The sequence below is a fragment of the Rhizobium sp. G21 genome (assembly GCF_014158035.1).
In the GTDB taxonomy this organism is placed as follows: domain Bacteria; phylum Pseudomonadota; class Alphaproteobacteria; order Rhizobiales; family Rhizobiaceae; genus Rhizobium_E.
On sequence record NZ_JACFXW010000002.1, the window covers coordinates 187,585 to 206,496 of the forward strand.

Annotated in this window: 18 protein-coding genes and 2 pseudogenes; 9 read left to right on the forward strand and 11 right to left on the reverse strand. The window is 62.7% G+C overall.

Annotated elements, in window-relative coordinates:
* Nucleotides 1-4 precede the first annotated feature (4 nt).
* Genes H2O14_RS22210 through H2O14_RS22225 form a run of 4 tightly spaced genes read right to left on the reverse strand, consistent with a single transcriptional unit; the run spans nt 5 to nt 3,421 of the window.
* Nucleotides 5-976 carry a branched-chain amino acid ABC transporter permease gene (locus H2O14_RS22210; RefSeq protein ID WP_182829613.1) on the reverse strand — a complete coding sequence of 324 codons (972 nt, stop codon included), beginning with the start codon at nt 974-976 and terminating at the stop codon, nt 5-7.
* Entirely contained in the window at nt 973-1,884 is a 912-nt protein-coding gene (locus H2O14_RS22215; RefSeq protein WP_182829614.1) for a branched-chain amino acid ABC transporter permease, read from the reverse strand. The genes H2O14_RS22210 and H2O14_RS22215 overlap by 4 nt, the downstream gene beginning before the upstream one ends.
* On the reverse strand, nt 1,881-2,624 hold the full coding sequence (locus H2O14_RS22220) for an ABC transporter ATP-binding protein (RefSeq protein ID WP_182829615.1): 744 nt from the start codon (nt 2,622-2,624) through the stop codon (nt 1,881-1,883). The genes H2O14_RS22215 and H2O14_RS22220 overlap by 4 nt, the downstream gene beginning before the upstream one ends.
* Nucleotides 2,621-3,421 (reverse strand): ABC transporter ATP-binding protein, encoded by an 801-nt coding sequence (locus H2O14_RS22225; protein ID WP_182829616.1) that lies wholly within the window; start codon nt 3,419-3,421, stop codon nt 2,621-2,623. Before H2O14_RS22225 ends, H2O14_RS22220 begins: the two co-directional genes overlap by 4 nt.
* Before the next feature lie 98 nt (nt 3,422-3,519).
* On the opposite strand from H2O14_RS22225, the gene H2O14_RS22230 reads away from it, so the two are divergent.
* The 4 genes and pseudogenes from H2O14_RS22230 (at nt 3,520) to H2O14_RS22245 (ending at nt 6,890) form a co-directional block, all read left to right on the forward strand.
* Nucleotides 3,520-4,230: a GntR family transcriptional regulator gene (locus H2O14_RS22230; RefSeq protein ID WP_182829617.1), complete on the forward strand. Its 711-nt coding sequence runs from the start codon at nt 3,520-3,522 to the stop codon at nt 4,228-4,230.
* 8 nt (nt 4,231-4,238) lie between these two features.
* Complete coding sequence (locus H2O14_RS22235) at nt 4,239-4,580, forward strand: TIGR04076 family protein (RefSeq protein WP_182829618.1); 342 nt, start codon at nt 4,239-4,241, stop codon at nt 4,578-4,580.
* 4 nt (nt 4,581-4,584) lie between these two features.
* Nucleotides 4,585-5,631 (forward strand): aldo/keto reductase, encoded by a 1,047-nt coding sequence (locus H2O14_RS22240; protein WP_182829619.1) that lies wholly within the window; start codon nt 4,585-4,587, stop codon nt 5,629-5,631.
* Nucleotide 5,632: 1 nt separating this feature from the next.
* Nucleotides 5,633-6,890: pseudogene (locus H2O14_RS22245) on the forward strand (ABC transporter substrate-binding protein).
* 73 nt (nt 6,891-6,963) lie between these two features.
* On the opposite strand, the gene H2O14_RS22250 reads toward H2O14_RS22245, so the two are convergent.
* The 6 genes and pseudogenes from H2O14_RS22250 to H2O14_RS22275 form a co-directional block, all read right to left on the reverse strand.
* Nucleotides 6,964-8,217: a cysteine desulfurase-like protein gene (locus tag H2O14_RS22250; RefSeq protein ID WP_182829620.1), complete on the reverse strand. Its 1,254-nt coding sequence runs from the start codon at nt 8,215-8,217 to the stop codon at nt 6,964-6,966.
* A 38-nt stretch (nt 8,218-8,255) separates the two neighbouring features.
* Nucleotides 8,256-9,011 (reverse strand): amino acid ABC transporter ATP-binding protein, encoded by a 756-nt coding sequence (locus H2O14_RS22255; RefSeq protein ID WP_281410044.1) that lies wholly within the window; start codon nt 9,009-9,011, stop codon nt 8,256-8,258.
* A gap of 22 nt (nt 9,012-9,033) precedes the next feature.
* Nucleotides 9,034-9,710 (reverse strand): annotated as a pseudogene (locus H2O14_RS22260) (amino acid ABC transporter permease).
* An 81-nt stretch (nt 9,711-9,791) separates the two neighbouring features.
* Complete coding sequence (locus tag H2O14_RS22265) at nt 9,792-10,577, reverse strand: ABC transporter substrate-binding protein (RefSeq protein WP_182829621.1); 786 nt, start codon at nt 10,575-10,577, stop codon at nt 9,792-9,794.
* Nucleotides 10,578-10,655: 78 nt separating this feature from the next.
* Nucleotides 10,656-11,795 (reverse strand): aminotransferase class V-fold PLP-dependent enzyme, encoded by a 1,140-nt coding sequence (locus tag H2O14_RS22270; protein WP_182829622.1) that lies wholly within the window; start codon nt 11,793-11,795, stop codon nt 10,656-10,658.
* Nucleotides 11,796-11,976: 181 nt separating this feature from the next.
* Nucleotides 11,977-12,738 (reverse strand): GntR family transcriptional regulator, encoded by a 762-nt coding sequence (locus tag H2O14_RS22275; RefSeq protein WP_312858691.1) that lies wholly within the window; start codon nt 12,736-12,738, stop codon nt 11,977-11,979.
* Between the two features lie 142 nt (nt 12,739-12,880).
* Between H2O14_RS22275 and H2O14_RS22280 the strand changes: the two genes are divergently transcribed.
* A complete protein-coding gene (locus H2O14_RS22280; RefSeq protein ID WP_246697715.1) occupies nt 12,881-13,999 on the forward strand; it encodes a pyridoxal phosphate-dependent aminotransferase in 1,119 nt (372 codons plus the stop codon).
* A gap of 104 nt (nt 14,000-14,103) precedes the next feature.
* Here the strand turns inward: H2O14_RS22280 and H2O14_RS22285 are convergent, their stop codons facing one another.
* Entirely contained in the window at nt 14,104-15,126 is a 1,023-nt protein-coding gene (locus H2O14_RS22285; RefSeq protein WP_182829925.1) for a LacI family DNA-binding transcriptional regulator, read from the reverse strand.
* A 278-nt stretch (nt 15,127-15,404) separates the two neighbouring features.
* On the opposite strand from H2O14_RS22285, the gene H2O14_RS22290 reads away from it, so the two are divergent.
* The 4 genes from H2O14_RS22290 to H2O14_RS22305 all read left to right on the forward strand — a co-directional run bounded on the left by H2O14_RS22290 (nt 15,405) and on the right by H2O14_RS22305 (nt 18,909).
* On the forward strand, nt 15,405-16,739 hold the full coding sequence (locus tag H2O14_RS22290; protein WP_182829624.1) for an ABC transporter substrate-binding protein: 1,335 nt from the start codon (nt 15,405-15,407) through the stop codon (nt 16,737-16,739).
* Between the two features lie 99 nt (nt 16,740-16,838).
* Nucleotides 16,839-17,786 (forward strand): carbohydrate ABC transporter permease, encoded by a 948-nt coding sequence (locus tag H2O14_RS22295; RefSeq protein WP_182829625.1) that lies wholly within the window; start codon nt 16,839-16,841, stop codon nt 17,784-17,786.
* Entirely contained in the window at nt 17,783-18,724 is a 942-nt protein-coding gene (locus H2O14_RS22300; RefSeq protein WP_182829626.1) for a carbohydrate ABC transporter permease, read from the forward strand. Before H2O14_RS22295 ends, H2O14_RS22300 begins: the two co-directional genes overlap by 4 nt.
* Complete coding sequence (locus H2O14_RS22305; RefSeq protein WP_182829627.1) at nt 18,721-18,909, forward strand: hypothetical protein; 189 nt, start codon at nt 18,721-18,723, stop codon at nt 18,907-18,909. The genes H2O14_RS22300 and H2O14_RS22305 overlap by 4 nt, the downstream gene beginning before the upstream one ends.
* Nucleotides 18,910-18,912 lie beyond the last annotated feature (3 nt).

Below are 18,912 nucleotides of genomic sequence, written 5' to 3' on the forward strand. Positions count from 1 at the left end.
GATGTCAGTCCTTGGTTTTTGCGACGCGGGCGGATTTGAGGCGGGTCAACGGGCTGACCTCTCCGAACAGGCCGCGGGGGCGCCAGAGCAGCATCAGGCAGAGCCCGATGCCGATGGCGACGATTTGCAGGGAGGCGGCGCGCGCCTGCTGGTCGGGCGGAACGAAGCTCGAGACGGCCGCAGCCGTCAGCGCCCAGAGACCCCAGACGAGGATGGCGCCCGCGATGGCGCCCTTGTTGTTGCCGGAGCCCCCGACGATGAGCATGGCCCAGACCTGGAAGGTGAGGATCGGCATGTAATTGTCGGGCGCGATGAAACCGATGAAATGCGCCTGGCAGGCGCCGGCAAGCCCCATGATTGCACCGCCGAGCGTGAAAGCCTGCAAGCGGAATCGGATCGGCCGCTTGCCGAGCGCCTGCGCCGCCGTCTCATCCTCGCGCACGGCGCGCAGCACGCGGCCCCAGGGGCTTTTCGCCAGATGCTCCAGGCCGAGATAGAGGCAGAGAACGACCACCGCCATGACGCCGAAATTGGCGAAGCTGAACAGCGCGGCATTTTCCTGCCAGGCGCCGAAGGGGCGGGGAATGAAGCCGATGCCGAAGGCGCCGCCGGTGACCGGCTGCAGATTGAGCATGGCGAGTTGCATCGTCACCGCCACGCCGAATGTGGCGATGGCGAGATAGTCGGCGCGCAGCCTGATGGTCAATGCGCCGACGCCCCAGGACAGAAATCCTGAGAGAACAGCCGCGCCGAGCCAGCCCACGACGATCGGCAGGCCGAAGCCGCCCAACCGGTCGGGGGCGTCGGGCGTCGTCAGAATGGCCGAGGTATAGGCGCCGATCGCGACGAAGGCGGCAACGCCGACATTAAAGAGGCCTGTCATGCCCCATTGGACATTGAGCCCCAGGCAGATCACCGCATAGGTCAGCGCCATGGTCAGGAAGAAGGCGGCGTAAGCGAGGATGTCGAGGCTCATGCCACTCTCCCGAACAGGCCGCGCGGTCGCGCGAGCAGAACCGCGATGAGGATGACGAAGGCCACCGCCGCGCGCCATTCGGCGCCGACCAGCTGCACCGCCAGCGCTTCGCAGAGGCCGATGATCAGCCCCGCCAGCATGGCTCCCGGCACGCTGCCGATGCCGCCGAGGATCGCGGCGGCGAACAGCGGCAGCAGGAGATCATGGCCGAGATAGGGGCGGATCTGGATGAGCAGCCCGCTCATGACGCCGGCCACGCAGGCGAGCGCCGCGCCGAGGAACCACGCCGTTCGGATCACGCGGCGCACATCAATGCCGGCGATGCTGGCGAGCGCCGGATTTTCACTGACCGCCCGCATGGCGCGGCCGATGTCGGTGCGGGTCATCAGGAGATGCACGACGATCACCGCGATGGCCGCGAGCGCCAGCATCAGCAACTGGTCGGGCGTGGCGCGCAGGCCGCCGCCGAGCTTCATGGCGATCTGCAGCGCATTGGTGAAATAGGCGGGGCTGGAGGTGAAGATGAATTCGAGAAGACTGCGCAGCGCGAGCGATGCGCCGAAGCTCGCCATGACCATGATGATCACGGCGCTGCCCCGGCGGCGGAAACTGGAAAACAGCAAGGCGTCCACGGCAAGCGCCAGAAGCCCGGTCAGCATGATCGCAAGAAGCATGCCCAAGGGGAGCGACCAGCCGAAGGAAAAGGGGCCGATCGGAGAGGTCAGGTCCGTCGCCAGATAGCCGAGCGCGCTGGAGACCGCGAGAGCAATATAGGCGCCCCAGGACAGAAGCTCGCCATGGGCGAAATTGGAAAAGCGCAGGATCGAATAGGTCAGCGTGACGCCGACCGCGCCGAGCCCGATGATCGACCCGGCAATCAACCCATCCATCAGGAACTGTGGGTTCATGGGGAAGCCCTTTCGCGGGAATGGGTCGCGCCCAGATAGATTTTGCCGACCAGCGGATCATCCGCCAGTTCCGCCGGCGTTCCCTGGTGGCGGATCTGTCCCTCCGCCAGGATCACGGCGCGGCTGGCGATGGCGAGCGCCGCCTTCACATTCTGCTCGACCAGGATCACGGTCACGCCGCTGGCATTGACGCTGCGGAGCATGGAAAAGACCTCGCCGACGATCTTGGGCGAGAGGCCGGCCGAGGGCTCGTCTAGAATGATGACGGGCGGATCGAGCGCCAGGGCGCGGGCGACCGCGAGCATCTGTCGCTGTCCGCCCGACAGCGCGCCGGCGAGGCGAGAGGGCTTCGAGGCGAGATCAGGAAAGCGGGCAAACAGCGCGTCGATCGCCGTCTTGCGCTCAGAGCGCGGCAGATGCGCGACCGCGATCTGCAGGTTTTCGAGAATGCTCATGGTGGCGAAGACATTTTCGGTCTGCGGCACGAAGCCCAGGCCCTCCGCCACTTTCCGATGTGGGGCGACGCGGGTGATGTCGCGGCCATTCAACGTCATAGCGCCTGAATGGATCGGAACCAGCCCGGCGATGGCCTTGACGAAAGTGGATTTGCCGGCGCCGTTGGGACCGAGCAGCACGACGAGTTCACCCTTCCGGACCTCGAAATCGACGCCGCGAACAATCGGCAGGTCAGGCTCGTAACCGGCGACCAGGGCCTTGGTGGAGAGGACGATGTCGCTCACAAGCCGCCTCCGAGATACGCGTCGATGACGGCGGGGTTGGCCGCCACATCGGCAGGAGAGCCCTCCGCCAGCAGTTTTCCGAGCGCCATCGCCACGACGCGCGAGCAGAGCCGGGAGACCATGTCCATATTGTGCTCTATCAGCAGGATGGACACGCCCTGACGGTTGAGCGCCGTCACGCGTTCGATGATCACCTCCAGCAAGACGGGATTGACGCCCGCCGCCGGCTCGTCGAGCAGGATCACATTGGGATCGGCCATCAGCACGCGGGCGAGTTCGAGCAGCTTGCGCTGGCCGCCGGAGAGAATCCGCGCCGGCTGATGTTCGAGATGCGAGAGCGTCACGAAGTCGAGAAGCCCGCGGGCTTTGTCGATCAGAGCTGCCTCGCCGGCGCGCACCGCCGCCGGTCGGAGAAAGTTGGCGAACAGGCTTTCGCCGACCTGCCGCTGGCCGCCGACCAGCACGTTTTCCAGCACGCTCATCTCAGGAAAAGGACGGGGAATTTGGAAGGTGCGGGCCAGGCCATGCGCGATGCGGGTTTCGGGCGCCGCTCCGGAAACTTCCCGGCCCGAGATCCACAGTTCGCCCGACGTCGGCTTCAGGCTGCCGGCGATGAGGTTGAACATCGTCGTCTTGCCGGCCCCGTTCGGCCCGATCAGACCAACCATCTCGCCGCGCCGGACGGTCAGCGACATCTCGGAGACCACGGTCAAGCCTTCGAAGCGTTTGGTCAGCCGCCGCGCGTCGATGACGGGCGGGGCAGCGTCTGTCGTGCTTTGAACTTCGCTATCGGCCATTCTCAAATTCAGACTTGATTTGATGTGTGATGTTTGATCAAACTTTATGACCGGCAGAAAATCAACCGGAATTTATCCGGAAATCGCATGAGGCGGGGATGACGGACTTACAGGCCAATTCCGTGGAGGGGCTGACGCCGGTCGGACGGGAGACCGTGCAGGATCGCGTCTATGGCCAGTTGCGCCAGTCGCTGATCTCGGGAGGCTTCGCCGCCGGAGATCCGCTCCGCATCGTCGATCTCGCGGAGCGGCTGCAGACCTCCACCATGCCGGTGCGAGAGGCGCTCGGTCGCCTCGTTTCCGAACAGGCGTTGGAGGCGATGCCGAACCGCACCGTGCGCGTGCCGCTCATCACCCGCGAGCGTCTCGACGATCTCGAACGCGCCCGCGTGCTGATCGAGGGCCGGATGGTGGAGCTCGCCATCGCCAATCTCACGGAAGATGATCTCGAAATTCTCAAAGAGATCAACCGGGAGTGTGATCTGGCCTTCGGGGAACACGGCCTGGATATCGGCCCGGTGACATCGCACTTCAACCAGCGTTTCCATTTTCACATCTATCAGGCGGCCGGCTCCAATGTGCTGATCCCGATCGTCGAGAGTCTGTGGCTGCAATCGGGGCCCGTCGTCCGGGCCGCCGCCCAGATTCATGACGAGCAGGGCGGGCTTGCGGCGACCGATCATCACTGGGCGATGATCGAGGCGATCGAGCGCCGCGACGCCGACGCCGCGACGCGGTCGCTGGCCAACGATATCGGCCGGTCCTTCGATCTCGTCAGATCCCGGCTTATGGCCGAACAGGCCGCGTGAGGAATGCCATGAGCGTCAATGATCTCTTCGAACTCTACGACCTCCGCGTCGAGGTGGTGTTCCCGGAAAACGGTCCCGTCTATTGCGGCGCCAAGCCGGGCGACCATTTCGAGCTTCGCGGCGAGATGCTGCATATGCCGCCGGGGCAGGGGTTCTCCATCTATTCGCTCGCCTCGGTTCTGCCGCTTCTGGCCGCCAAGCAGCGGCCCACCCATCCGCATGACTGGATGACCACCGACGCCGAGATTGCCTGCCCCGACCCCAATTGCGTGACGCGTCTGCGCATCAAGCGGCTGGGCCTGCGTCGGTTCAGCCATGCCGAAACCACCGCCGTTCCCTTGAAAGACTGACCTCATGCAACGCATCACCCTCGCACCCGGCTACGACATCTCCCGCGTCATCCGCGGCGGCTGGCAATTGGCGGGCGGCCATGGCGCCGTCGATGCCGACGCCGCAATCGACGACATGGTGGCCTTTGCCGATGCGGGCATCACCACCTTCGACTGCGCCGACATCTATACCGGCGTCGAGGAGATGATCGGCCGTTTCCGCCTGCGCTATCGCGATTTGCGCGGCCAGGAGGCGCTCGATCGCATCCGCGTGCACACCAAATTCGTGCCCGATCTCGCTGTGCTGCCCACCATCAGCAAGACCTATGTGGAGGGCGTGATCGACACGTCGCTCAAGCGGCTCAATCTCGAACGGCTCGATCTCGTCCAGTTTCACTGGTGGGCCTATGATATCGACCGCTGGCTGGAAACCGCCGGTTGGCTGCGGGAGCTGCAACAAGAGGGCAAGATCGACAAGGTCAGCGCCACCAATTTCGACAGCGATCACATCGAGGCGTTGTTTGCCTCCGGCGTGTCTCTCGCCTCGCTGCAGCTGCAATATTCGCTTCTCGATCGCCGCCCCGAAAAGCGTATGACGGCGCTGGCTGCGGAGAAGAATTTCGCGCTGTTCTGCTACGGCACCGTCGCCGGCGGCTTCCTGAGCGATCGCTGGCTGGGCGTCGCCGAGCCGGAGCATCCGCTCGAAAACCGGTCGTTGACCAAATACAAGCTGATCATCGACGATATCGGCGGCTGGGATCTGTTCCAGGCGCTGCTCGGTACGCTGCGCCGCATCGCCGACCGTCGCGGGACCGACATCGCCACCATCGCCAGCGCCGCCATGCTGCGCCGGCCCGGCGTCGCCGCAGTCATCGTCGGCGCGCGCAATCGCGATCATCTCGCCGCCAATCTGGCGATCTCCGACACGCAGCTGTCGGACGATGATCTCTCCGAAATCGAGGCCGTCATGGCCGAGGCCAAGGAGCTGGAAGGGGACGTCTATACGCTCGAACGGGATCGGACGGGACGTCATGGGAGCATCATGAAATACAATCTCAACAAAGGGGAATGATATGAAAAAACTGGTTCTCGCATCCACCATGCTGGCGGGCTTCGCCCTGCCGGCCTTCGCCGCCGATTGCGACATCACCGTCGGCGTCGTCATGGAACTGACCGGCCCGGCCGGCGAATATGGCAAGGCCGGCGCAAAATCGATCGAAATGGCCTTCCGCGACTTCAACGACGCCGGCGGCGTCGGCGGTTGCAAGCTTGTCATGGACACCCGTGACAGCCAGAGCCAGGGTAATGTCGCAGTCGACCAGGCCACCCAGCTGGTCAATATCAAGAAAGGCGCCGGTGATCATCGGCGGGATTATTTCGTCGGTATCGATCCCGATCCTGACCTCGGTCACCGCGCCTGCCGGCGTGCCGCAGGTCTCGCCCGCCTCGTCCTCGCCAACGCTGACGGCGCTGGGTCGTGACGGCAAGACCAATGGCGTCTTCTTCCGCACCATCACGTCTGATGCGCTGCAGGGCACGGCGGCGGCGAAATACGCCATCGACCAGGGCCTCAAGAAGATCGCCATCATCAACGTCAACAACGACTTCGGCGTCAACATGGTGAAGGAATTCTCCGCCGCCTACACCAAGCTCGGCGGCGTCATCACCTCCACCACACCCTATAACGAAAAGCAGGCGAGCTATTCGGCGGAAGCCAGCGCTGCAATGAACGGCGAGCCGGAAGCCCTCTATCTCGTCAGCACGCCCGTCGATGGCGCGACCATCGCCCGCGCCTGGATCTCCGGCGGCGGCCCGGCCAAGTTCCTGCTCAATGACGGCATGAATTCGGGGGATTTCATCTCCGCCGTCGGCGCGCAATATCTGAACGACGCCTATGGCACGTCCTCTGGCACCAGCCCGACCGCGTCGACCGAATATTTCAACGCCAATTACGAGGCGTTCTCCGACGGCATCTCGCCGTCGGCCCCGGCGGCAGACCGCTCCTATGACGCCGGCGCGATCGTCGCGCTCGCCATCGCCAAGGCCGGCAAGGCCGACAAGGCGGCGATCAAGGCGGCCATTCCCGAAGTCGTGGCGGCTGGCGGCGAGCCGATCCATGCCGGCAAGGCCGAGTTCGAAAAGGCTTTGAAACTTCTCAAGGAAGGCAAGCCGATCAAGTATGAAGGCGTGATCGGCAATGTCAGCTTCGACAAATATGGCGACATCACCGGCCCGTTCCGTCTCTGGAAGATCAAGGACGGTGAAGTGACGACCCTCGGCCAGATGGAGGCCGATGAAGTGACCAAGCTCAAGGCGTCTCTCGGCGAATAACCGGCGACGCGATGTAAACCTGGGCGGCGCGATATGCGCCGCCCAGCACGTTCTGAGTTCAGGCTGAGTTCATTCAGATCAGTTGTTCCAGCACTCGGTCGAACCGCGAAATCTCTTCTACGGTATTGTAGTGCACCAGCGTCGCTCGAAGCGCGCCGCTGTCCATGGCGAGCCCCAGTCGCGCCATCAGGCGGGGCGCATACATATGGCCGTCGCGGATCATGATGTTTGCGTCGGCCATGGCCTGTGCCACATCGGCCGGGCGACGGTCGGGAAGGTTGAAGCAGAAAGTCGGGACGCGCGCTGAAATCCGGGTTTCGTCCGAGACGCCGTAAATCGTCGCGCCATGCGATGTCAGCACCCTCAGCATCGCCCGCGACAGCGTCAGTTCATAGGCGCGAATCGCGGTCATTCCGGCAACGAGATCGTCACGACGGGAGGTCGTGGACGTCAAAGAGAAGTTTCGGCCCAGCGCGGCGAGATAGTCAACGGCCGCGCCCATGCCGACGGCGTTCTCATAGGTGAACGTGCCGACCTCGATCTTGTGCGGCGGGACATCGGGGATGAAGTCTTCCTTGAAGGTCGGCAACGCCTTCAGAAGGTCGAAGCGACCCCAGAGAAAGCCCATATGCGGCGAGAAATTCTTGTAGCCGGAGCAGACGAGATAGTCGCAATCCCAGTCCTGCACGTCGATCAGGCCATGCGGGCCATAGTGAACGCAGTCGAGAAACACATCCGCGCCGGCGGCATGCGCCATCGCGCCCACCGCCTTTACATCGACCAGCGAGCCGATCGCGTGCGACGCCACGGTGCAGGCCACCAGCCGCGTACGGTCGTTGAGCAGAGGCTGGAGATCTTCGACATGCAGAGCGCCGTCGTCGCGCATGCGCCACCAGACGCATTTGACGCCATGGCTTTCCAGCGCCAACCATGTGGCGATGTTGGCGTCATGGTCCATATCGGTGACGACGATCTCGTTGCGCGCGCCGATCATCCGGGCGATGCCGAGGCTGACCAGACGAATGAACGAGGTGGCGTTCATGCCGAAGGAGATCTCGGCGGAATCATAGGCGTTGACGAGATCGGCGACGCGGGCGCGGGCTTCGGTGATCGCCTCATCGACGGCGCGGCTTGCGCTATAGCGACCACCGCGCTGCACCATGCGATGCAGCATGTGATGGCCGACCGCGTCGAGGACGCCCTGTGGGACCTGCGCGCCTGCGCCATTGTCGAAATAGACGGGATCGCCGGGCAGCGACAGCGCCGGAAAATGCGCGCGTATCTGCGCGAGCGGAAACGCGCCGCCTTGTTCATGGGCAGGGGACATCGGGTGCTCCAAGGGTTCGGAAGGCCGCCGAAGCGGCGTCAATGCATGATCTGGCTGAGGAAGGCGGCGGCGCGCTCGGTCTTGGGGGCGGAGAAGAATTCCTCGGGCCGCCCTTCCTCGCAAATCGCGCCGTGATCCATGAAGATCACCCGGTCGGCGACGCGCCTGGCGAAGCCCATTTCATGGGTGACGACCAGCATCGTCATGCCGTCTTCGGCGAGTGAGATCATCGTATCGAGCACTTCGCCGACCGTTTCAGGGTCCAGCGCCGAGGTCGGCTCGTCGAACAACATGATCTTCGGCTGCATGCAGAGCGAGCGTGAAATGGCCGCGCGCTGCTGCTGGCCGCCGGAGAGCTGCGCCGGATAGCGATCGGCGAGATGGCCGATGCGGACGCGCTCGAGATAGCGGCGCGCAATATCCTCGGCGTCCTTGCGCGGCGTCTTCTTGATCGTCATCGGCGCCACCGTGCAGTTTTCGAGAATGGTCAGATGCGGAAACAGGTTGAAATGCTGGAAGACCATGCCGACCTCGCGGCGGATCTCGTCCAGCCGCTGGCCCTTGGCGCCGAGCTCGATGCCGTTGACGGTGATCGCGCCGCTGTCATGCTTCTCCAACTGGTTGATGCAGCGGATCGTCGTCGACTTGCCGGAGCCCGACGGGCCGCAAACGACGATGCGCTCGCCCTTGGCGACCGTGAGGTTCACGTCGCGCAGCGCGTGGTAGCGGCCATAAAACTTGTTGATGCCGCGCATGACGATGGCGGGCTGATCCATCGATTTGAGATCGCTCATGGACGTCTAGGCTTTCTGAAGATCAATGCGTCGACCGGGCGGCGGCGCTGCGCTTTTCGAGATAGCCGACTAGGCGAACCAGCGGCCACAGAATGACGAAATAGATGATGGCTGCGCCGATCAGGGGCGTGGGATTGGCCATCAATGCCTGCGTGTCGTTCGCCTGCTTCAAGAGATCGGGCATGGCCACGACCGAGGCCAGCGCCGTGTCCTTGACGGTCGAGATGCAGTTCGAAGTCAAAGGCGGGATCATCACCTTGATCGCCTGCGGCAGGATGATCTTGCGCATGGATTGCCAGAACGGCATGCCCAGGCTGGCGGCGGCTTCGAACTGGCCTTTCGGCACATTCTCTATGCCGGCGCGGCAGACTTCCGCGGTGAAGGCCGACAGCACCTCGACAGCGCCAGCGTGGCGGAGGTGAAGGAGGAGAAGGAAATGCCGACGAAGGGCAGGGCGTAATAGATGAGGATCAGCACGACCAGGATCGGCAGCGCGCGGAACACATCGATATAGGCGACCGCAAGATACTGGAACGGCTTGGGCGCGTAGAGCCTGACGAAACACAGCGCCAGACCGAAGATGCTGCCGAAGAAGATCGCGGAGACGCCGAGAAGCAGCGTGTTGCCGAGGCCGCGCAGCAGGATGGGGAAGGACCGAACGAGGATCTCCCAATTGAAGAAGGTTTCGATCAGACCCATGATGTCTATCCCGCGCTAAGCGCAACCTGGTTCGATGAACAGTGTCGGAGGCTGCGGCGAATCCGCCGCAGCCTAACGCAGTTACTGCGCTGCCGGAATGGGCATCACGGTGACGGTGGAGGTGCCGGCGTCGGGCTCGGCGCCGAACCACTTCTTGTGGATGGCGGCGAGCGTGCCGTCGGTCTTCATCGCCGAAATCGCGTCGTTGATCTTCGGAAGGAGTTCATGGTCCTTCTTCGCCATCATCGCGAAACGCTCGCCGGTCGGGATGCGGACGAGGATCTTCAGGCCCGGCACCTTCTGAATGGCGTATTGGAAGCCCGCGAGTTCGCCCGCGCCGCCTTCGATGCGGCCGTTCTGCACGTCGAGCAACAGGTCCTGCTGGGCGGCGTAGCTCTTGACTTCGGAGATGCCGAGCTTGTCGGCGTTTTCCTTGGCCCAGGCTTCGCCGGTGGTGGCGGCGACGACGCCGATCACCTTGCCCTTGAGATCTTCGAGCGTCTTGACTGTCGAGCCGTCCTTGCCGACGATCGTGCCGTCGCTGTCATAATAAGGCTGGGTGAAGGACTGGGTCTTCAGGCGGTCATTGTTGATCGAAATCGAGGAGATGGCGAAATCTATGCGGCCGGAGCTGGTTGCGGCGAACAGCGCCTGGAAGCCGAGCGGCTGGAATTCCACCTCCATGCCGGCGCGCTTGGCGGCTTCCGTGGCGACGTCGATTTCGAAGCCTTCGAACGTGCCGGACTCATTCTGGAATTCCCAGGGCGGATTGGCCGCGTAGGAGCCGACGATGATTTTTCCGTCCGCGAAGGCCGATGAAACCATCATCGTGAAGGCGGCGGCGGCCATGAGTGCTTTTTTAAACATTGTTCCTCTCTTTTCTCTTTGTTGACCAGGATAGTGGCAGTTCACGTCGTATTTTCCGAGGCGAGGCGCATCCTCGTCTCAGGCGGACCGGGTCTTTCCCGTCGGCACAATGCGTTCGAGCGCATTGAACAGCTCGTCGACGGCGCTTTCGGACGTCACCACGCCCGGCGAAAGCCGCATGGTGCTGCCGCGCGCGTCGCAATAGATTTCCTCGGCCCGGAGCGCCGAGATAACGGCAGGGGGCTCGATCGTCGAAGGAAGCGTCAACATGACGCTGCCGCCGCGTTCATTGTCGTCGAGCGGCGAAGCGATTTTCCAGCCGAGATCCTTGGCGCGGCCGATGATCTTGTGAGCGGCGCCGAGATTGTTGGCGCGGATGGCGTCGATGCCGCGCTCCATCACCCAGTTGATCCCCGGAAGCGAGGCGACGGAGGCGAGGATGGCGGGCGTGCCGTGGTCGAAGCGGCGCGCGTCGCCGGCGTATTGGAATTTGTCGAGGTCCCAGGAAAACGGATTCTCCTGGCTGAACCAGCCGCGCAATTCCGGCTGGCAGTCGGTCAGCAGGTCGGGACGAACATAGAGCACGCCAGCGCCGGACGCGCCGCACAACCATTTGAGCGAAGTCGAGACGACGAAATCGATGTCCCCGCCCGACACCGAAAATGGCGCTACACCCACGCCCTGGGTGATGTCGACGCCGACGATCGAGCCCATCGCATGACCATGCGCGGCGAGCCTGTCGACGTCCACCCGGTGAGAGGTGGTCGAGGAGACGAAGGTGAGGAGCGCCAGGCCTACGTCCTCCCGCCAATGGGCAATGAAATCGTCGTCGCGCACCCAGCCTTCGCCCTGGCGGAAAGGCACGGTGTCCAGCGTGAAGCCGAAACGCGGGGCGATGCCGGCGAGGAGAAAATGCAGGCTGGGGAAACAATCGGCCGCCACCAGCACGCGCTTGCCGCGCAGCCGGTCCGCAGGCAGACCGCCGATTAGGCTGTAAAGCGCGGTGGTGACGTTCTCTGCCGTCGTCATCGAACCCTCCTGCGCGTCGATCACGCCGCGCCAGGCGTCGATGAAGCTCTGGCGTTCCGCCAGCGCCGCCGGCCATTGCCCATCGTCCTCCGCCGACCAGACCTGTGAGAAGCGCCCAAGCGCATCGCTCATCTGGGCCGCTTTGCCCGGAAAGGTGCCTATGGAATGGTAGAGAAAGTACCTGGACATTTCAAGCCTCAACTATTTTGATCAAAAGATCATAATAGCAGGCCTTCGTCAATCTGGTCGCCGCACGGAAATATGCGTGAGGAACGATTTTTGCCATTACGATAAAATTTGTTGAAAAAACATATGCTTACGATATTGAGGCGACATTTCCGCGCTTTGGCGGGCGCGGATGGGGACGATCTCATGCGTCGATCAGGCTGCGCAGCAGATCTTGCGTGTCCCTGATGTCGGCGACCATCTCCTCCCGCGCCCGTCCGGCGTCGCGCTGGCGCATGGCGGCGATGATTCTGCGGTGATGCACGGTGTAGGATCGAAAATCCTCGGTGGCCATGCGCGGCTCGACATAGGCCGAAAGCATGCGCATATAGGGACCGTAGCGCAACCAAAGCGTGTCGATCAGCTGGACCAGAACTTCAGACCGGGAGGCGCTGTAGACCCGGTAGTGGAATTCACGGTTGAAATCCAGCATCTCGAAGACCTGGCCCTTCTCGGCGCAGCGTTCATGAGCGGACACCACGTCATCCAGCGCGTCGATCTCCTCCGGCGTCACCAACTGCGCAGCCAGCTCCGTGGCGAGACCTTCGATCGATGCGCGGGCGCGGCAGAGGTCGTCGAGCCGGGCGATGCTGACCGGAGGCACCCGGGCGGAGCCGTTGCGCGCCACTTCCAGCGCGTTCTCGGCCGCCAGCCGTCTGAGAGCCTCGCGGACGGGCATGTGACTGGTGTCGAAGGACTGCGAAAGCGAGGCGATCGTCAGCACCTGGCCCGGATCGAACCGCCCTAGAAGCAGAGCTTCTCGCAACTTGACGTAGACCGCGTCCTGAACCGTAACCCGTGCCAGAACAGGACCGAAATTCTCGTCCAACGCCAATGTGCGCCCCTTTGCCGTCTCGCCGCCGATACCCCGTTCGGAAAATCTAGCCGCCGAAAAGATCAAAAACAAGCGACAATATCATTTGATCAAATGCTCAATATTCGGTAGGTCGGGGTAAGGCGCGGTTCAGGGCGCCGAACGCCAGTCATTGGGATCAGACATGCCACGCTTCGCGAAACGGATTACGCAGACTTCCCCCAAGAGCTTCGGAATGTTTCAGAAGGCGGCGGCTCTCGCGTCGTCGGGACGCGATCTCATCCACCTCGAACTCGGCCGCCCCTTTCATGACACGCCGGCGCATATCAAGGATGCGACGGTCAAGGCGCTTCGCGACGGGCTTGTCCACTATTCCGACTTGCGCGGCGAGCCGGCCCTGCGTACGGCCTTGCAGGCGAAGCTCAGGGACTACAACAAGATCACGGTGTCGCCAGACGAGATTCTGATGACCAACGGCCTGACCCAAGCCTCTTTCGTCGCCTTCATGGCGTTGCTCGACGAGGGCGACGAGGCGATCCTGCTGGAGCCCTATTATCCCCAGCACATCAACAAGATCGAGATGACCGGCGCAAAAGTGGTCCTCGCGCCGCTCGACAAGCATGACGATTTTGCGATCAAGCGCGAGTTGATCGCGCCCCTGATCACGCCGCGCACGCGCATGATCGTGCTGGTCAATCCCTCCAATCCGACGGGGCGGGTCTATTCACGCGCCGAGCTCGAAATTCTCGCGGACCTCGCCACAGCGCATGATCTGGTGGTGGTCTCCGACGAAGTCTATGAACAGATTCTCTTCGACGGCGCCGAACACGTCTCCATCGCTTCGCTGCCGGGCATGAAGGAGCGCACCATCTCGATGTTCGCCTTCACCAAGGCCTATGCGATGGATGGCTGGCGCCTCGGCTATATCGCCGCCGACGCCAGCATGATGCCGGCGTTGCTCAAGCTGACGGCCAACGAGATCACCCACGTCAACACCTTCATCCAATACGGGGCGCTGGCGGCGGTCACCGGCGATCCCGAGATCCTGGACGCCATGGTCGCGGACGACAGGCGCAAACGCGACCTGGTGGTGAGCCGACTCAACCAGATGCCCGGCGTCACCTGCCGGAGCCCCGAAGGCACGATTTACGCCTTCCCCAATATCAGCGGCACGGGCCTGAAGTCCCAAGACGCGGCGGATCGCATTCTCGAAAAAACCGGCGTGGTCGTCGAAGCCGGGGGTTTCTACGGCGCGGCCGGGGATGAACACCTGCGCGTCTGTTTCGGCTCGGAGAGCTATGAGCGGCTGGAGCAGGCGATGGATCGGTTGAGCGGGTTCTTCAACGGGCTGTGACGAGTTTGCTGGGCGTGCGGGTGAAGTGAAGAGCGTCGCAAGAGACGCCTTGCGCCACCATGCGCCATACACCGGTGGTCGATGTTGCGCGCGAAGGCGACCGATCAGGTGTTTTCCTTCAGCAAGACCTCGATGCGGATCTTTTCCTGTGAGGCGATCGGCTCGCGTTGTTCGAGCCGCGCCCGCATGATGCGGATCGCGCTACGCACGGCGTGGCCCGGGTCCTGGGCGATGATCGCGTCGATGCGCTCGTCCTTCAGCGCCTCTTCGCTGAACGGAGTCCGCTCATGCGCGACGATGGTCAGGCGCTGCGGGTCCGCGAATTCCTCCACCGCCGAGAGCGGCGCGCGCGCCTCCGAGCTCAATACATAGACGGCCCGGATATCCTGGTGATGCTCGAGCAGGCGACGGATCACCTGGCGGGCGCGCTTCTCGTCGCCATAGGTTTCGAGCGAGGGCAGGGCGCTTAGATGCGGGAAGCGCGTGTTGATGATGCTGTCGAAGCCCAGACGCCGTTCGATGCTGTCCTGCGCCATCATGGTTTCGGCGACCACCATGATCTTGCCCGGCTTGTCGCCCAGAAAACGGCCGATGATCTTGCCGGCGGTCGCGCCGGCGGCGTGGTTGTTGACGCCCACGAAATCCGCGTCGTCTAGTTTTTCCTGGCCTGACAGGAATTGCACGACTTTCACGCCGCGCTCGATCAACCGCGCCATGGCGTCTCGCGCCTGCGGCGATTCCGGCGCCATGATGGCCACGCCGTCGACTTGGTCTGGATCGAGCCCCGTCAGATATTTCGCGAGAGCATAGGGATCGCCGGCCGGCGCCTGGACCACGTCGACATCGGTCAGATCGGCGCGGAGCGCGTCGCGCGCTTCCTCGACCTGGGCCAGAAGGGCGCCGAGATACTGGTCCCCGGCGATCGGCAGCACGAAACGGAAGCGATAAATCCTGTTGCGCGCCAGATTGACGGCTGCCGGATTGCGGATGAAGCCGATCCGCTCGATGGCCTCGTTGACCTTTCGCGCCGCTTTCTCGCTGACATTGGGCCTGTCGTTGAGCACGCGATCCACCGTGGCGAGGCTGACGCCTGCTGCTTCGGCGAGGTCCTTGGCGGTGGGTCTCATCATGGGGAATGGCGTTCACTGGGTTTGATCGGGAAAGACTTTTCCAACAATTTCAAGAGAAAAGCAAGAAATTGACGTGCGCACCTCAAAATTAACTTGCGCTGAGGTGCGCACCTCAATTATAGACTCCCGCCAGGAGATGGTGATGGACGGCGGGGAGCGCAAAAGCGCCCCGGGCTTTGGAGGAAGCCGCCGCGTCGCGCATGTCTTGAGGTCGTCGCCCGGAGGGGCGGCATTTCTCCCGATGGAGGTCGGGAGCCAGTGAGGAGGAGAAGGTCATGACATCGGCATTCCTGAAAACCACCGTCGCCGCCGGCGCGCTCATCGCCGCCAGCCTGACGGGCGCCACCGCCGCCAGGGCGGACGAATTGACGCTGTGCTGGGCGGCTTGGGACCCGGCCAATGCGCTGGTCGAGCTCAGCAAGGATTTCGAGGCGAAATCCGGTCACAAGATGAAATTCGAATTCGTGCCCTGGCCGAACTTCGCCGACCGCATGCTCAACGAGCTCAACTCCGGCGGCAAGCTCTGCGACCTGATGATCGGCGACAGCCAGTGGATCGGCGGCGCGGCCGAGAATGGCCAATATGTGAAGCTCAACGATTTCTTCGACAAGGAAGGAATCAAGATGGACAACTTCATTCCCGCCACCGTGGTCGGCTATGCCGAATGGCCGAAGAACACGCCGAATTACTGGGCGCTGCCCGCCTTCGGCGACGTGGTCGGCTGGACCTATCGCAAAGACTGGTTCTCGCGTCCCGAGCTTCGCGAAGAGTTCAAGACCAAATATGGCCGCGAGCTCGAAGTTCCCAAGACTTTCGCCGAGCTGAAGGACATCGCCGAATTCTTCCAGAAGCGCGAGATCGACGGCAAAACCGTCTATGGCGCGGCTGTTTATACCGAGCGCGGCTCCGAGGGCATCACCATGGGCGCCATGGACGTGCTCTACAGCTTCGGCTTCGAGTATCAGAATCCGCAAAAGCCCTATGAGATGGAAGGCTTCGTCAATTCGCCGCAGGCGATCGCCGGCCTCGAATATTACAAGGCGCTTTACGATTGCTGCACGCCGCCGGGCTCCTCGGACGCCTATATGTCGGAAAACATCGACGCCTATAAATCCGGTCAAGTCGCGCTGCAGATGAACTTCGCCTTCATCTGGCCGGGCATCCATGCCGATCCGAATGTCGGCGGCGACAAATCGGGCTATTTCCCCAATCCGGCCGGACCCGACGGCAAGCAGTTCGCACAGCTGGGCGGGCAGGGCATCTCCGTTGTCGCGGCGTCGAGCAAGCAGCAGGCAGCGCTCGAATATATCAAGTGGTTCGCCCAGCCCGAGATCCAGCAGAAATGGTGGTCGCTCGGCGGCTATTCGGCGCTGCGCTCGGTGGTCGAGGATCCGTCATTCGCCACCAGTCAGCCTTATGCGCAGACCTTCCTCGATTCCATGGCGATCGTGAAGGATTTCTGGGCCGAGCCTTCCTACGCCTCGCTGTTGCAGGCGTCGCAGAAGCGCTTCCACGACTATGTGATCGCCGGCCAGGGCACCGCCAAGGAAGCGCTCGACGGTCTGGTCAAGGACTGGACCGAAGTCTTCGAAGACGAAGGCAAGCTCTGATCTCTCCGGATCGCCTCGCGCGATCCGCCAGCGGAGCCGGCCATGCCGGCTCCGCGCCTAGAAGCCATTCGATATCAGTGTTTAAAAGCAGGTGCAGCCATGTCCGAGAGCGCCATCGATCGCCTCGCGCGCGTCACGCCGCCCGGGGTTTCCAGACGGGTCCGGGGCATGTCCGACCGCGCCATCGCCTGGATCTTCGTGACGCCGACGATTATTCTCCTGCTCGCGGTCAACATCTTTCCGCTCATCTGGACGGTCAGGCTGAGCTTCACCAATTTTCGCGTCAATCGCCCCAACGAAGCGCCACAATTCGTCGGCCTCAAGAATTACGAACGCATCCTCACCGACGGCGACATCTGGCAAACGATGCAGGCGACGGCGCATTTCCTGTTCTGGACCATCGCGCTGCAGGTGCTGATCGGCTTTTCGCTGGCCTATCTGATCAACAAGAAGTTTCGAGGCAACGATCTCTGGACTACGATCATCGTGCTGCCGATGATGCTGAGCCCGGCGGTAGTCGGCAATTTCTGGACCTTCCTTTACCAGCCGCAGATCGGCCTGTTCAATTACGTGGTCGGCTTCTTCACCGGGCTTGATCCTTCGAGTTTCACCATGATCGGCGATGTCTCGCTCGCACCCTGGTCGATCGTCATCGTCGACACCTGGATGTGGACGCCTTTCGTGATGCTGATCTGCCTGGCCGGACTGCGCTCCATTCCCGACAGCATCTATGAGGCGGCGGAATGCGACCGGGCCAGCAAATGGCGGCAATTCTGGACGATCACGATTCCGCTGGTGCTGCCCTTCCTGATGCTGGCGATCCTGTTTCGCGGCATCGAGAATTTCAAGATGTTCGACCTCGTCGTGCAATTGACCGGCGGCGGCCCCGGCTCGATCACCGAACTCACCTCGATCAATCTCAAACGTGAAGCCTTCGAGAAATGGCGCACCGGCTACGCCTCGGCCTATGCGGTGATCCTGTTCGTGACGGTGTTCGGCCTCGCCTCGATCTATGTGAAGGCGCTCAACAAGGTGAAAGAACGATGAGCAGCTATTCCGTCACCGAACCCTCGCTTCGGCAGAAATGGGTGGCCGGCGCGCTGGTGATCTTCTACGCGGTCGTCACCATCATGCCGCTTGTCTGGATCATCGCCACCGGATTCAAGACGCCGTCCGACGCCATCGCTTATCCGCCGAAAGTGTTGTTCACGCCGACGCTCGAAGGCTACGTCAATCTCTTCACCACCCGAACCCGGGTCTCGGAAGAGGATCTCAAGGCGCTTGGCGAGCCGAAGACCTGGTATGAGGCGCTGGTGCGCAAGGACGGGTTGGTGATCGCGGGTCCCTCGCGTTACGGCGAGCGCTTTTACAATTCCGTGGTCATCGGTTTCGGCTCGACGCTGCTCTGCATCGTGCTCGGCACGGCCGCCGCCTACGCCTTCTCCCGCTTCAAGGTGCCGCTGAAGGACGATCTCCTGTTCTTCATCCTGTCGACGCGGATGATGCCGCCGATCGCGGTGGCGATCCCGATCTTCCTGATGTTCCGCTCGCTGGGGCTCAGCGACACCCATGCCGGGCTGATCCTGCTCTACACCGCCGTCAACCTGTCGCTGTCGGTCTGGCTGCTCAAGGGCTTCATCGACGAGATCCCGATCGAATATGAGGAAGCGGCGCTGATTGACGGCTATACCCGTTTCCAGGCCTTCTACAAGGTCGTGCTGCCGCAGGCGGTCACCGGCATTGCTTCGACCGCGATCTTCTGCCTGATCTTCGCCTGGAACGAATATGCTTTTGCGGTGCTGTTGACGTCCGGCACGGCGCAGACGGCGCCGCCCTTCATCCCCACCATCATCGGCGTCAGCGGCCAGGATTGGCCGGCGGTCGCGGCGGGAGCGACGCTCTTCCTCGTGCCGGTCGTGGTCTTCACGATCCTGCTTCGCAAGCATCTGCTGCGCGGCATCACATTCGGAGCGGTGAGAAAATGAGCCGGTTTCTAAGGGGACTGCGCCGTTTCAGGCGCAATGAATGGGAGTTTCTGGCATCGGGTCTCATCGCGCTCGGCGTGCTGATGATGATGCAGCCCTTCGCCATGGCGCTCTACAGCTATTCCTTCGTGGTGACGCTCACGGGAACCGTCATGTTCGTCGTTGTCAGTCATTTTCCGGAGTAGAGC

What these genes read in the sequence shown, in the direction of transcription:
- H2O14_RS22210 (WP_182829613.1), bottom strand. Translation starts at nt 976, where the DNA reads ATGAGCCTCGACATCCTCGCTTACGCCGCCTTCTTCCTGACCATGGCG.
- H2O14_RS22215 (WP_182829614.1), bottom strand. Translation starts at nt 1,884, where the DNA reads ATGAACCCACAGTTCCTGATGGATGGGTTGATTGCCGGGTCGATCATC.
- H2O14_RS22225 (WP_182829616.1), bottom strand. Translation starts at nt 3,421, where the DNA reads ATGGCCGATAGCGAAGTTCAAAGCACGACAGACGCTGCCCCGCCCGTC.
- H2O14_RS22230 (WP_182829617.1), top strand. Translation starts at nt 3,520, where the DNA reads ATGACGGACTTACAGGCCAATTCCGTGGAGGGGCTGACGCCGGTCGGA.
- H2O14_RS22235 (WP_182829618.1), top strand. Translation starts at nt 4,239, where the DNA reads ATGAGCGTCAATGATCTCTTCGAACTCTACGACCTCCGCGTCGAGGTG.
- H2O14_RS22240 (WP_182829619.1), top strand. Translation starts at nt 4,585, where the DNA reads ATGCAACGCATCACCCTCGCACCCGGCTACGACATCTCCCGCGTCATC.
- H2O14_RS22250 (WP_182829620.1), bottom strand. Translation starts at nt 8,217, where the DNA reads ATGTCCCCTGCCCATGAACAAGGCGGCGCGTTTCCGCTCGCGCAGATA.
- H2O14_RS22255 (WP_281410044.1), bottom strand. Translation starts at nt 9,011, where the DNA reads ATGAGCGATCTCAAATCGATGGATCAGCCCGCCATCGTCATGCGCGGC.
- H2O14_RS22265 (WP_182829621.1), bottom strand. Translation starts at nt 10,577, where the DNA reads ATGTTTAAAAAAGCACTCATGGCCGCCGCCGCCTTCACGATGATGGTT.
- H2O14_RS22270 (WP_182829622.1), bottom strand. Translation starts at nt 11,795, where the DNA reads ATGTCCAGGTACTTTCTCTACCATTCCATAGGCACCTTTCCGGGCAAA.
- H2O14_RS22280 (WP_246697715.1), top strand. Translation starts at nt 12,881, where the DNA reads ATGTTTCAGAAGGCGGCGGCTCTCGCGTCGTCGGGACGCGATCTCATC.
- H2O14_RS22285 (WP_182829925.1), bottom strand. Translation starts at nt 15,126, where the DNA reads ATGAGACCCACCGCCAAGGACCTCGCCGAAGCAGCAGGCGTCAGCCTC.
- H2O14_RS22290 (WP_182829624.1), top strand. Translation starts at nt 15,405, where the DNA reads ATGACATCGGCATTCCTGAAAACCACCGTCGCCGCCGGCGCGCTCATC.
- H2O14_RS22295 (WP_182829625.1), top strand. Translation starts at nt 16,839, where the DNA reads ATGTCCGAGAGCGCCATCGATCGCCTCGCGCGCGTCACGCCGCCCGGG.
- H2O14_RS22300 (WP_182829626.1), top strand. Translation starts at nt 17,783, where the DNA reads ATGAGCAGCTATTCCGTCACCGAACCCTCGCTTCGGCAGAAATGGGTG.
- H2O14_RS22305 (WP_182829627.1), top strand. Translation starts at nt 18,721, where the DNA reads ATGAGCCGGTTTCTAAGGGGACTGCGCCGTTTCAGGCGCAATGAATGG.